Here is a 13,445-nt window from a genome sequence, read left to right as displayed (position 1 = left end):
GTGGATTTCATCTTCCTAGTTTTCAGCAGCTTTTCCCTGCTGGCCGACCCGGTCAATTTCACTTATGTGATCCTTGGTTTCGTGATCGGCACGATTTTCGCCGCCATTCCGGGCCTGACTGCGACGCTGGCAATGGCACTTTTGCTGCCCCTGACCTATTCGCTGAGCGTCGAAACCGCGCTGATGGCCTGTGCCAGTATCTATATGGCCGGCATGTGCGGCGGATCGATCACGGCCACCACGATCAACATTCCCGGCGCACCGTCCTCCATGATGACCGCCCTTGACGGCTACCCGCTGCAACAACAGGGCAAGGGCGCGCTGGCGCTAGGCCATGCTGCACTGGGGTCCATGTTCGGTGGGGCACTTGGGGCGCTCTTGTTGATCGCGCTCGCCCCCTTCGTGGCCGAACTGTCGCTTTTGGTGAAGACCACGGGCAAGTTCTCTTTGCTGGCCTTCGCGCTGATCGTCGTGGTGATCGCGCAACGCGGTCGCATTCCGCAGGCCGGGCTGGCCGCGTGTATCGGCCTGATGCTGGCGACTGTCGGGCTTGATGCGATGGAGCCGATCACCCGCTTCACCTATGGCTATTCCAGCCTGACCGCCGGGATCGACCTGATGCCCGTGATCATCGGCACCTTTGCCATTGCCGAGGTTCTGACCCAGGCAAGCTCGCGCACGGATATCACCGCTGCGGCCGCTGCGGCCAGCAAGGTCAAGATCCGCCGCCGTGACTTCCTGCCGGCCTGGTCTGATATCCGCAAGATCGGCCTTCGCTGCTACCTCAAGTCTTCTCTGATCGGCTATTTCGTCGGCACATTGCCGGGCGCAGGCGGCTCGATGGGGTCGTTCCTGGCCTATACCGAGACGGTGCGCACTTCGTCCGAGCCCGAAACCTTTGGCAAGGGCAACCCGCAGGGCATCGCCGCTTCGGAAAGCGCCAACAACGCGGTCTGTGGCGGCGCCATGGTGCCGATGCTGACCTTTGGCATTCCCGGCGATCCGATTACCGCGATCATGCTGGGCGTTCTTGTGATCAACGGCATCCAGCCGGGACCGCAGCTGATGGCCGATCAGGCCGGGCTGATCGCCCCGATGCTGGCTGCCCTGCTGTTCAGCGCCGTGGTGCTGATCCCGCTGACGCTTTGGCTGATCGGGCCGTATTTCATCAAGATCGTCTCGGTGCGCAAGGATGTGCTTTATGCCGTTATCGCGCTCCTGGCCGTCGTCGGAAGCTTCGTCTCGACCTATTCGACCTTCCAGATGTTCATGGCGCTTGGCATGGGGATCCTGGCCTTCTACCTGCGGCGCAACGGTTTTCCGGTGATCACCATGCTTCTGGGCTATATCCTGGGGCCAAACCTGGAAGAGTTCCTGCGGCGGTCCCTGGCCTTGTCGAACGGTGATCCGACGACCTTCTTCACCAACCCCGACAGCCTGTTCTTTGTCGCGCTGACGCTGGTGTTCATCTACTTCCTGGTGATCCGCAAACCGGCAAAGACGCCCGAAGTCGCCAAGACCGAGTAGGCCCCGGATCTCTGGCCGTCCCTTTCCGAGGGGCGGCCGCGCATATTGCAGCGCCGCGCACCGCCCCCAAGCAAGGAGATGACGTTGTCAGAGGCAAGGCGACCTTCACTGGCCGATCAGGTCTACGATCAGCTGCTGACCAAGATCCTCGAAGAGGAATACCCAGTCCACGGCCGGCTACCCACCGAAGAGATGCTGGCGGAAAGCTTCGGTGTTTCGCGACCCATTGTGCGTGGGGCCCTGTCCCGGCTGCGGGACGATGGCATCGTGCAATCGCGTCGTGGGTCCGGCAGCTATGTGCTGCGCCGTCCCGACCGCGAGCTGATCAGCCTGGTGCCGCTTGAAACCGTCTCGGATGTTCAGCGCTGCTATGAATTTCGGATAGATGTCGAAGGCGCTGCCGCCGCCTGGGCGGCCCGGCGGCGTGACGACGAGGACCTGGCGGCGATGGATGCAGCCTATGAAGTGATGGAGCAAAGCTATCAGCAGAACGCACTTGGTGTGGAAGCGGATCAAAGTCTGCATTTGGCCGTCGCCCGCGCGACGAAGAACGCGTTTTTCTCGTCAGTGCTGGAATCCCTGAGCGATCAGATTGCCTATGGTGTCAAGCTGTCGCGGTCGCTGACCCTGCTTGACGCCCCCGTGCGCCAGGAGCTGGTGTTGTCAGAGCATCGCGCGGTGCTTGAGGCGATCCGCCTGAAGCAGCCCGAGGTGGCACAAGCAACAATGCGCCACCACATCACCGCCGCGAAGGACCGGATGTTCGTGGGCACGCAAGAGGACTGACGTCCCCATGCATTGCAAGATCAAGCCAGAGACGCCGAAGGGCTGACGATCAGACCGCCGCCCGGACGGAAGCGACTTGTTCAGCCGGAGCCTTGGCATTTCAGAAAAAACTACCCTTTGCGTGCCGGCCACAGGCCTGCAGCCATGTACCGGCTGCCCATCTCAGCGCGCTCAATGGAACGCTGAAACAAAGGAAAACACATGAAATCTCTGAATGCCTTCGGGAATGCTCAAGGCTGGCCGCCCTACGGGGTTTTCTCCATGCGCCTGGTCCTCGCCGTCTATTGGGCCGTCCATCGGGGCTATAAAGTCTTCTACACAGGCATCCGGAAGCTGAAGGTGGTGACGCCCTGTTCGCATGTGACGTCGATCCGGCCATTGTGGGCGGTGGCGATGGACGACGCGATATAAAGGCCAAGCCCCAGCCCTTCTCCGGCGGCATGCGCGCCGCGCTGGAACGGGTTGAACAAATCCTGACGCAGATCTTCGGGAACGGCGGCGCCTTCGTTTGCGACACTGATTTCGATGCCGTCCGGGATGATCAAGCCCCGGACGGCTATGCGCGAACCGGCTGTGCTGTATCGGACGGCATTGGACAAGAGATTGGAAATCGCCTGCGCGACGCGCGCGGCATCGCAGCGAACGGGGCGGTCAAACTTCAAATCAAGGTTGATATCGTGTTCGGGAGCGGCGGCGCGGGCTTCCTCGACGACATGCGTTATCGCCTCGGCCAAAGGGGCGTCGGGCTGATCCGAGATGCGAATGCCGCCGCCCAGACGCGCCTTGGCATGCAGCATGATGTTTTCGATCAGATCGTTCATGCGGTGCAGCGAGGAGCGCATCATCGGCAGGATCTTCTGCGCCTTATCCGTCATCGGCTCCCTGCTCAGCATCCGGAAGCCGGCGTCCATCGCAGCGACAGGATTTCGCAGGTCGTGCCCCAGAACGGCGACAAACTCCTCTTGAATGCGGCTCAGCTTGCGCTCGTGAGCAATCATCTCTTCATGGGCTTCCAGGCGTTCTTCTGTTTCAAGGCTTTGCCCGATGATATCGGCAAACATTTCCAGCATTGCCACGGAACGCGGGTGTTTTACATCACGCGGCTCCGTGTCGATCGCACACAGCGTGCCAAAGAAGGTCCCGTCACCGCGATGGATGGGGATCGAGGCATAGCTTACGATGCCGAACCTGGCCGCGATCGGATGACCCTGATAGACATCATCGGTCGCTACATCGCTGAACATGACCTTGCGCGACGTATCGCGAACGGTCTGGCAGAAGGTCGACTGGATCTCGATCTCGTCGCCTGCCTTGAGGCCGAAATTGACCTCATCCACCGTGCGGCACGCCACCCAGTGATCCGCCGTGACCCGTGCGACAGCCGCAAAACGCATGTTCGTCGCCAGCATCACTGTTTCGAGAATGGTGCCGATCAAGGGACTGTTCGCCAGCATCTCGATATCAGCCTGGAACTTGTGTGTTCCGTCCAGGAAGGCGGCATGATCCTGGATGACAGCTTGCTTCACGGCCTTATCACTCATTCCGGTTTCCTCGCGGTTGGCCCTTAAGCAAGACGCGCGTGTGATCTGGGGAGGGAATACGGCGCCCCGTCGAGGTACCACTTTCGGACCTGCGACGAATAGGAAATTTTCTGTCGGACTGCAATTCAAGCTTGCCAGGAAGCAAGTCTTTTCCAGCGTTTCGCAGGTATTCAAAGCGACTGCCCACCAAGGGAACGGGGTGTAGGCCAGTCTGGGGTCTGAACTCATCGAGTTTCACAGCCAGTAGATGACGAGTGCAGCTTGGTGTTCATGCCGCCTTTGATGCGCCCGGTCAGGCGCCCATACCCCTCTTTTTCACGTCCATGCCGGTCGCTGTCCGGCGTGCTGTCAGGTAGCGGACCATCTTGCGATCCGCTCCGGCGATCCGACATCCCTTGCATGCGACACAGGTACGCGCACTTCCCGCCTGCCACACGCTTCGAAAGGGTGCCGCTGATCTGTTCGCCCACAAATCTTGGTCGCTGCGTTGTCTGTCCTCAGGTGGGGCCGGGCTCTTATCGGCGATGGAGGCAAATACCGTGGCAGGTCAGGGGCGCGCCGGGGGGGGGGGAGAGCCCCCCGGCGCCGGTCGTTCAGGTGGAGGTCGCCTGCCGGTTCCCGATCAACTGGCGGATCGCTGTTGGCAGGATCAGCACGACACCGATCACCGTCGCCGTCAGGTCCGGCGCGACCAGCAGGACCGCCGCCAGTGTCAGCACCAGACGCTCGATCCAGTGCAGCGGGGCGAACAGCCAGTTCGAGACCGCCGCCGACAAGGCCCAGATGCCCAGCACTGCGCCCCCGAAGGCCAGGGCGAAGGCCGACCAGGTGAAGTCTTCGGTGACCAGCAACAGCGCGGGCTGGAACACGAAGATGAAGGGCACAAGCGCCTTGCCCATGCTCAGGCGGAAGGCCGTGTTGCCGGTCTTGAAGGCATTCGATCCCGCGATCCCGGCGCCCGCGTAGGCGGCCATGGCGACAGGCGGCGTCACATCCGCCAGCACGCCGTAGTAGAAGACGAAGAAGTGCGCGACCAGCGGCTCGACCTGCAGCAGGCCCAGTACCGGGGCGGCCACGGCGACCATGATGATGTAGTTCGCCGTGGTCGGGATGCCGCAACCCATCAGGATGCACACGACAGCCGTCAGCATCAGCGTGAACAGAAGCGTCAGCGTCTGCACGCCCATGATCTCGAACGGCAGGACGGCCAGCCAGCCCGAGACGTTGGTGGCCCAGTCGGCAGCCACGCCGGTGACCATGTAGGCGATCTTGAAGCCGACCCCGGTCAGCGTCACCACACCGATCACCACGCCGACCAGCGCGGCGGCGGCCGTCACCGCCAGCGACTGGCGCGCACCAAGGATGAAGCCTTCCCAGACGCCCTGCACCGTGCCCTTGATCCCGCCCATCAGGCCCGAGGCCATGACCTGCTGGATGGCCATCACCGCGATACAGGCCGAGATCGACCAGAAGGCAGCAAAGAACGGCGTACGCCCCGACAGCAGGATGGCGACAAGGATCACCAGCGGCAGAACCGACAGCCACCCGGCCTTGAAGACCTTCCAGGCATTGGGCAGCTCTGCCGCCGACAGGCCGCGCAGGCCAAGGCGGCGGGCTTCCAGGTGAACCTGCACCAACACGCCGAAGAAGTGCATGAACGCAGGCACCAACGCCGCCGTCAGGATCGTTGTCAGCGGCACGCCGAGGTATTCGATCATCAGGAAGGCCACGGCCCCCATGACCGGCGGCGTGATCTGCCCGCCGGTGGACGAGGCGGCCTCGACCGCCGCGGCAAAGTGGCGGGGATAGCCGATGCGGATCATCGCCGGAATGGTCAGCGACCCGGTAGTGACCGTGTTGGCAATCGACGAACCCGAGATCGAGCCGAGCATTGCCGAGGACACGACCGACACCTTGGCCGGCCCGCCGGCATAGCGCCCCGCAAGCGCCGAAGCGATGTCGATGAACAGCTGCCCCAACCCGATACGCGTCGCCATGACGCCGAACAGCACGAAGTGGAAGACGTAGGTCGCGATCACGCCAAGCGCGGTGCCGTAGATACCTTGCGACGTCAGGTAGAGGTGATTGACGATGTTGGACCAGCTGGCGCCGGGATGGACCAGGATGCCGGGCATGTTCTGGCCGAAGTAGGCATAGCTGATGAAGATGATCGCGATCACCGGCAGCGGCCAGCCCATGGAGCGGCGCACGGCCTCCAGCAGCACGACGATCAGCACGGTCCCCATGGCCACGTCGATGGGCAGCGGGTTGCCGACGCGGAACGCCAGGTCGGCATAGATCCAGGGCACGTAGAAGGCGGCGACGGCCCCGGCGAACATCAGGACCCAGTCGAACAGCGGCAGGCCAAGCGGCGCCGTGGCCGAGGGGGGAATTTCCTTGCGGCCAAAGGCCGAGAAGCTCAGGAACACCAGCGCCAGGGTCGTGCCCATGTGCAAACCGCGGTGGGTCGTTGCCTGCGGGATGCCGAAACCGGCAGTGTAGAAGTGATAGCAGGCCAGCAGGAACAGCAGCACCCCGGCGACCATCGCCAGCGGCGGGGCCAGCACCCTGAAACGCAGTTCGGGATCGAACTTCTCTTCCAGCGCCTGAAGCTCTTCAGCGCTGAGGGTGTGGATATCCTCGCCTTCCGGCGATTTCTGGCGGTCTTGGGTCATCTGGCGTCCGGACTGGCTGAGAACAGGGAAAAGAGAATTAGCAAAGGGGGGAAGGTCGTGCCAGGCCCCGGTTTTGCGCGGCCTGGTGGGGGGGCGCGCGGCGACGCGCCCCCCCCGGGGTGTGTCAGGTCGGGCCGGCTTACTCGGCCAGCAGACCGGCTTCCTTGTAGAAACGCTCGGCACCCGGGTGCAGAGGGATGCCGACACCGTCCAGCGCCGTATCGGCGGTGATCATCTTGCCCTTGGAATGGCCCGCGTCCAGCTGCTTGCGGGTGTTCTCGTTCCACAGCGCCTTGGTGATGCCATAGATCAGCTCTTCGGGTTGATCGGCCGAGGTGATCCACTGTGCGCCGACCGACAGGGTCTCGGTGTCGTCTGCCACGCCTTCATAGGTGCCGCCCGGGATCGTGTCGTTCGAGAAGTAGCCGAAGTTCTCGCAGATCATCGGGGCCTCGTCACAGGAGATCGGCACGATGGTCACGTCATGCTGGCTGGCCAGTTCCGCGATCGCACCGGCAGGGTAGCCACCGACAAAGAAGAAGGCGTCCATGGCGCCGTCACGCATCCGGTCTGCCGCCTGGTCGGGCTTGAGGAACTCGGCATCGATGTCATCCTCGGTCAGGCCATAGCCGTCCAGGATGATGCGGGCGTCGACAAGCGTGCCCGAGCCGGGTTCGTCCATCGAGACGCGCTTGCCCTTCAGGTCTGCGACGCCGGAGATCCCGGCATCGGCGCGGGCGATCAGGTGGATCGACTCAGGATAGAGGTTGGCGATGGCACGCAGGCTTTCGACCGGCTCCTTGCCTTCCCAGATGCCGGTGCCGGTATAGGCCCAGGTCGCCACATCGGACTGCGAAAAGCCCGATTCCAGCGTGCCGCCTGCAATCGCGTTGATGTTCGCGACCGAGCCGTTGGCCGACAGCGCCGAGGCCACCAGACCCGGCACGCCGCAGGAGCCGCCTTCGTCGCAGGCGCGCGATCCGGGAGGGCTGGAGATCGCGTTCGCGAGCAGGCCGCCGATGGGGTAATAGGTGCCAGCGGTGCCGCCGGTACCGATGCGGAAGAAGGACATGTCCTGCGCGCTGGCGGACCCGGCCGTCAGCGTGGCAGCGACGGCCATACCGGCCAGAAGTGTCAGATGTTTCATCGAGAGCTCTCCCTTTTGGAAATCGTCTTTAAGATGAGGAACTCTAGTGTCTTTTCCGCCCTTCCGACAAGGTTGCCTTGGCGCCCCCTTCCATTTTGGCAAGACAGCGGCCGTCCGGCCCCCTGTCAGGCGGGGCGTCCCGGAAATGATCCGGGCCTGGTTTGGCAAGACAGGCACCTTGGGCACAGATGCACCGGCGATTGATGCCTTCAGGTGCAGGTGAAACGGGAACATGCAGCCGTGGCGTGCCGCGGTGAAGCACAGGCACCCGTGAGCCGAAGACCCTGGCCATGAGCATCCCAACAGGGGCTCCAGGGGCGCACTGCACCTGTTGATCCTCTCTCGTCGCTACAACAAGCAACTGCCGGACAGCACCGAGATCAAGTTCGAGGGCAGCCACACCTCCGAATTCGGGATCGTCTTCGACGGCATCGGAGGCACCCTCCAGACTGAGGATTTCGTCCACCACTATCCGGATGGCGAAAGCTACTTGGCCGCAGAGGACACCAGGAAGATCATGGGCGGCTCCGATTCTAGCAGCCCCGGCCATCACGTCGGGGCTTTTGATTCCCGGGACGTGATACTGGCTGAAGCCATACGATAAACATACAGCGGCGTGCGGGTGGACGCAGGTCCGCGCCCCCGCATCACGCAAGGCTGCTTCGCCTCTCGGGCATTTCATCATGTAATCAGGGGGTGGTGGCGGAGACGATGGGATTCGAACCCACGAGACCCTTCCGGGCCTACTCCCTTAGCAGGGGAGCGCCTTCGACCACTCGGCCACATCTCCGCTGACGGGTATAACCGCGCAAGCCGAGGAAATACAAGGCGGAATCTCCGGGATGCGACAATTCGGGGCGGGACGGCCAAGCCCTTGAAAAATCGCCGAAAGCTCACCGGAACGAGGCCTGTTTGCGACCCGGCCTTCAAATCAATTCGTTCATGTCCACGCGGAATTCAGCGCCCTGCAAGGACTTCGCAGTACGCGTCATGGGGGCCATCCGGCGCGGCAGAGGCACCACCGCCTCGCGATGCCGCCCTCGGCGAGACCGGCGTCCCTTGCCCGAAACCGAAAACGGCCCGCCCTTGTTCCGGGGCGGGCCGTGCTTGAAATGCGAGGGAAATGCCGCGATCAGGTGTTGAACAGGAAATGCAGCACATCGCCGTCCTTGACGATATAGGCCTTGCCTTCGGCGCGCATCTTGCCGGCTTCCTTGGCCCCCGCCTCGCCCTTGCAGGCGACGAAATCGTCAAAGGCGATGGTCTCGGCGCGGATGAAGCCCTTTTCGAAATCCCCATGGATGACCCCGGCGGCCTGCGGGGCGCTGGTGCCTTCGCGGATGGTCCAGGCCCGGGCCTCTTTCGGGCCGACGGTGAAATAGGTTTCCAGGTGCAGCAAGGCGTAGCCGGCGCGGATCAGGCGATCCAACCCCGGCTCCTCAAGGCCCATTTCGGACAGGAACATCTCGGATTCCTCGGCGTCGAGCTGCGAGATTTCTTCTTCGATGCGGGCCGAGATCAGCACATGGGCGTTGCCCTGGGCGGCAGCCATTGCCGCGACAGCTTCGGAATGGGCATTGCCGGTGGCGGCCTCTTCTTCAGAGACATTGCAGACGTAGAGCACCGGCTTCGAGGTCAGCAATTGCAGCAGTTTCCAGGCGCGGCGGTCTTCGGCGTCCACGTCCACGGTACGGGCCGGGCGGCCATCCTCGATCGCGGCCTGGGCGTCGGCCAGAAGACGGTCCTGCTGCTGGGCTTCCTTGTCGTTGCCCTTCAGCTTGCGCACCAGACCGGCGCGGCGCTTTTCGATGCTTTCAAGATCGGCCAGCATCAGCTCGGTCTCGATGGTCTCGGCATCGGCTACCGGATCGACGCGACCATCGACATGGGTCACATCGCCGTCTTCGAAACAGCGCAGCACATGGGCGATGGCGTCGGTTTCGCGGATATTGGCCAGGAACTGATTGCCCAGCCCTTCGCCCTTGGAAGCACCCTTCACCAGACCGGCAATATCGACGAAGGTCATGCGGGTCGGGATGATCTGCTTCGAACTGGCGATCCTGGCCAGTGCGTCAAGCCGCGCGTCGGGCACGTTGACCTCGCCCACGTTGGGTTCGATGGTGCAGAAGGGGAAGTTCGCCGCCTGCGCGGCGGCGGTCCGGGTCAGGGCGTTGAACAGGGTCGACTTGCCGACATTCGGCAGCCCCACGATGCCCATCTTGAATCCCATTGCCACGCTCCTTTTCAGCTGTTGCGCGCCTCATAAAGCGCCCGGGCCCCTGCCGCAAGCCGCCGCAAACCGCGCAAGACGGCCCGAGGTCATGTATTTCAGGGCAATTGGCAGGTTTTGCCACCGCCTGGGCCTGCGAAAAAGGAAAACAGCCCCGGTCACGGCCAGGTTTTCACAGCTCGGAAACCAGGGCGACAGCAACTCTCTCCCCTTTCCGCGAAAAATGCGGTATACACTTCTCATCCTTTGCGTTAGAGGACCTTTTTTCCGCCCTGTCGTCCTGACGCGGGCGATGCGACCGGCACCTGCCCCGTCGCCTACCCTTTCAGAACGGCTTCCAGATGATCCAGACCCTTACCGATGCGCTGACCGAGCGCGGCTATGAAACGTTGACCCCCGTCCAGGAGGCTGTCACCAACCCCGAACTGCAAGACGCCGACCTTCTGGTCTCGGCCCAGACCGGGTCCGGCAAGACCGTCGGTTTCGGCCTTGCCATCGGCAAGACGCTGCTTGGCGAAGATGACCGCCTTGGCCCGCCGGGCGTGCCCATGGCACTGGTCATCGCGCCGACCCGCGAACTGGCCTTCCAGGTGATGCGGGAACTCGACTGGCTCTACAAGAAGGCCGGCGCCCGCGTGGTGTCCTGCGTCGGCGGCATGGACATGCGCGACGAACGCCGTGCCCTTGATCGCGGCGCCCATATCGTCGTCGGCACGCCAGGCCGCCTGCGTGACCACATCCAGCGCGGATCGCTCGACATGTCGGGCCTGCGCGCCGTGGTGCTGGACGAAGCGGACGAGATGCTCGACCTCGGCTTCCGCGAGGATCTGGAATTCATGCTCGGCGAAGCGCCGAAGGATCGCCGCACGCTGATGTTCTCGGCCACCGTTCCGGCCACCATCGCGACGCTGGCCAAGAAGTACCAGCGCGACGCCGTCCGGGTGACGACGATCACCGGCAAGGGCCAGCACGCCGACATCGCCTACCAGGCGGTGCAGGTCGCCCAGCATGACGCCGAAAACGCGATCATCAACGTGCTGCGCTACCACGAAGCCCAGAACGCCATCGTCTTCGCCAATACCCGCGCGACGGTGAACCGCCTGACCGCCCGCTTTGCCAACCGGGGCTTCGCCGTGGTCTGCCTGTCGGGTGAGCTGAGCCAGGCGGAGCGGTCCCATGCGCTGCAAGCCATGCGCGATGGCCGCGCCCGCGTCTGCGTCGCCACCGATGTGGCCGCCCGCGGCATCGACCTGCCAAACCTCGAACTGGTCATCCACGCCGAGCTGCCCTCGAACGTCGAAGGCCTGCTGCACCGCTCGGGCCGGACGGGCCGCGCCGGTCGCAAGGGGATCTCGGCACTGATCGTGCCGCCGAAATCCGCGCGCAAGGCCGACCGCCTGCTGAAGACCGCCAAGGTCACCGCCGAATGGATCGCCGCCCCCGGCGCCGACGACATCCTGCGCCGTGACGAGGAACGGCTTCTGAACGACCCGACCTGGAGCGAGGAGATCTCGGAAGACGACGCGGCCTTCGCCGCCCGCCTGCTGGCCGACAAGTCGCCCGAAACCGTAGCGGCCGCCTACCTGCGCCTGTTCCGCTCGCGCAACTCCGCACCCGAGGACCTGTCGCCCCCCGATGCCCGCCCGGCCCGTCCCGAACGCGGTGAACGCCCCGAGCGCGCCGAACGCGCGCCCTTCGGTCCCAGCAGTTGGTTCGCCCTGTCCGTCGGTCGCGATGACCGTGCCGAGGCCCGCTGGCTGCTGCCCCTGCTCTGCCGCGCCGGCAACCTGCCGAAAGAAGCCATCGGTGCCATCCGTGTCCAGCAGGACGAAACCTATGTCGAGCTGGCCAATTCCAGCGTCGATGGCTTCCTTGCCACCGTAGGGGATGGCGGCACACTGGAAGACGGCGTCACCGTGCGCCGCGCCGATGGCCCACCTGAAGGCGCCCGCAGCCCCAAGCCCGGCAAGTTCCAGAAACCGCGCGACCAGGATCGCGGCCCCGATCGCGGCGAACGCCCCGCCCCGCGTCCGGCCCCGCAGCAGGACGCGGCCGAGGCCACTCAGCCGGCACCCGCCGAGGAGACCCCCCGACCCGCGTCCCCGCGTGACCGCAGCGAAAAACCCGCCGGTCTGCGCGAAGGCCACGCGCCCAAGCATGTCGCCCGCGGCGCCGACGCGAAACCCAAATGGAAAAGCGACAAGCCCGCAGCCGGCAAAGGAGGCAAACCCGCCTTCAACAAGGGCGGCAAACCCTCGAGCTTCAGCAAAGGTGGCAAACCTGCGGCTGGCGGCAAGGGTGGCAAACCTTCCGGCCCGCCCGCAGGTCGCGCATCCGATACCTCCAAGCGGTTCGAGCCGCCCCGTGACGGTAAACCCCGCGGTGGCAAACCCGCAGGCGGCAAGCCGAGCTTCGGCAAACCGGCCGGCAAGGGTGGCAAACCTCAGGGCAGCGCCCCCAAGCGCGGCAAGTAACGAGCCGGGCGGCGATCCCTTCGCCGCCCCGACTTTGCACCGCCTACCCTTGTGCGCCCCATCCTCGCTTGCACAGCCTCTGCCCCTTGCCTCGCTCCCCCTTTTCGGCCAAACCCTTGGCCAAACGGGACAGGAACGGGACAGGTCAGCCTCATGAGCCGCATCGACGCCAAATTTGCCGAACTCGCCACCACGGGGCGCAAGGCTTTCGTCACCTATATCATGGCGGGCGACCCGGACGATTCCACCTCGCTCGAGATCATGAAGGGCCTCCCGGCCGCCGGTGTCGACGTGATCGAACTCGGCCTGCCCTTCACCGACCCGATGGCAGACGGCCCGACCATCCAGCTCGCCGGTCAAAGGGCGCTGGACGCGGGCATGACCCTCGACCGGACCCTTGCCATGGCCCGCGCCTTCCGCGCCGGGGACGACAGCACCCCGATCGTCCTGATGGGCTATTACAACCCGATCTATTCCCGCGGCGTCGACACCTTCCTGACCCAGGCGCAGGAGGCTGGCATCGACGGGTTGATCATCGTCGACCTGCCCCCCGAAGAAGATGACGAACTCTGCATCCCCGCCCAGGCCGCCGGGTTGAACTTCATCCGCCTCGCCACGCCGACCACCGACGACAAGCGCCTGCCGAAGGTCCTGCAGAACACCTCCGGCTTCGTCTACTACGTCTCGATCACTGGCATCACCGGCGCGGGTGAGGCCAACGCCACCGACGTCGCGCCCGAGGTCACCCGCATCAAATCCGCCACCGACCTGCCCGTCATCGTCGGCTTCGGCATCAAGACGCCAGAACGCGCTCAGGCCATCGCCTCCGTCGCCGATGGCTGCGTCGTCGGCTCTGCCATCGTCGACCTGATCGGCTCCGGAAAATCCCCGGCCGAGGTCCTCGCCTTCGTCAAGGGCCTCGCCGACGGCGCCCATTCCGCCTGACGCCCACGGCGAAAACGGCCCGCTCGCAAAGCCCCTTCCACCCGTTTCCCTGTGCCAAATATCCCGGGGATGAATTGAGCCACCGGCTCAAGAGGGGGCAGAGCCCCCTTCACCTGCGCC

At 64.3% G+C, this 13,445-nt stretch carries 9 protein-coding genes and 1 tRNA gene; 5 read left to right on the top strand and 5 right to left on the bottom strand.

Going from position 1 to position 13,445, the window contains the following annotated elements; genetic code table 11:
• On the top strand, window positions 1-1,527 hold the full coding sequence (locus PSAL_RS16085; RefSeq protein WP_119838443.1) for a tripartite tricarboxylate transporter permease: 1,527 nt from the start codon (window positions 1-3) through the stop codon (window positions 1,525-1,527).
• Between the two features lie 84 nt (window positions 1,528-1,611).
• A complete protein-coding gene (locus PSAL_RS16080; RefSeq protein ID WP_119838455.1) occupies window positions 1,612-2,313 on the top strand; it encodes a FadR/GntR family transcriptional regulator in 702 nt (233 codons plus the stop codon).
• A gap of 314 nt (window positions 2,314-2,627) precedes the next feature.
• Here the strand turns inward: PSAL_RS16080 and PSAL_RS16075 are convergent, their stop codons facing one another.
• From PSAL_RS16075 to PSAL_RS16065, 3 genes are all read right to left on the bottom strand, one after another.
• Window positions 2,628-4,082, bottom strand: a complete 1,455-nt coding sequence (locus PSAL_RS16075; protein ID WP_231388550.1) for a GAF domain-containing sensor histidine kinase — start codon at window positions 4,080-4,082, stop codon at window positions 2,628-2,630.
• A gap of 365 nt (window positions 4,083-4,447) precedes the next feature.
• Window positions 4,448-6,529 (bottom strand): TRAP transporter permease, encoded by a 2,082-nt coding sequence (locus PSAL_RS16070; RefSeq protein ID WP_119838445.1) that lies wholly within the window; start codon window positions 6,527-6,529, stop codon window positions 4,448-4,450.
• A 139-nt stretch (window positions 6,530-6,668) separates the two neighbouring features.
• Entirely contained in the window at window positions 6,669-7,676 is a 1,008-nt protein-coding gene (locus PSAL_RS16065; RefSeq protein WP_119838446.1) for a TAXI family TRAP transporter solute-binding subunit, read from the bottom strand.
• 331 nt (window positions 7,677-8,007) lie between these two features.
• On the opposite strand from PSAL_RS16065, the gene PSAL_RS16060 reads away from it, so the two are divergent.
• A complete protein-coding gene (locus PSAL_RS16060) occupies window positions 8,008-8,280 on the top strand; it encodes a hypothetical protein (RefSeq protein ID WP_119838447.1) in 273 nt (90 codons plus the stop codon).
• 96 nt (window positions 8,281-8,376) lie between these two features.
• Here the strand turns inward: PSAL_RS16060 and PSAL_RS16055 are convergent.
• A tRNA-Ser gene (locus PSAL_RS16055) sits at window positions 8,377-8,466 on the bottom strand.
• Between the two features lie 342 nt (window positions 8,467-8,808).
• On the bottom strand, window positions 8,809-9,906 hold the full coding sequence (gene ychF / locus PSAL_RS16050) for a redox-regulated ATPase YchF (protein ID WP_119838448.1): 1,098 nt from the start codon (window positions 9,904-9,906) through the stop codon (window positions 8,809-8,811).
• A 341-nt stretch (window positions 9,907-10,247) separates the two neighbouring features.
• On the opposite strand from ychF, the gene PSAL_RS16045 reads away from it, so the two are divergent.
• Both PSAL_RS16045 and trpA read left to right on the top strand, forming a co-directional pair.
• On the top strand, window positions 10,248-12,380 hold the full coding sequence (locus tag PSAL_RS16045) for a DEAD/DEAH box helicase (protein WP_119838449.1): 2,133 nt from the start codon (window positions 10,248-10,250) through the stop codon (window positions 12,378-12,380).
• 153 nt (window positions 12,381-12,533) lie between these two features.
• On the top strand, window positions 12,534-13,325 hold the full coding sequence (gene trpA, locus PSAL_RS16040) for a tryptophan synthase subunit alpha (protein WP_119838450.1): 792 nt from the start codon (window positions 12,534-12,536) through the stop codon (window positions 13,323-13,325).
• The last annotated feature ends 120 nt before the right edge of the window (window positions 13,326-13,445 follow it).

The organism is Pseudooceanicola algae, from assembly GCF_003590145.2.
Taxonomy (GTDB): Bacteria; Pseudomonadota; Alphaproteobacteria; order Rhodobacterales; family Rhodobacteraceae; genus Pseudooceanicola; species Pseudooceanicola algae.
The sequence above is the reverse complement of the archived record's forward strand: the minus strand, read 5'-3'. Positions and strand labels throughout refer to the sequence as shown.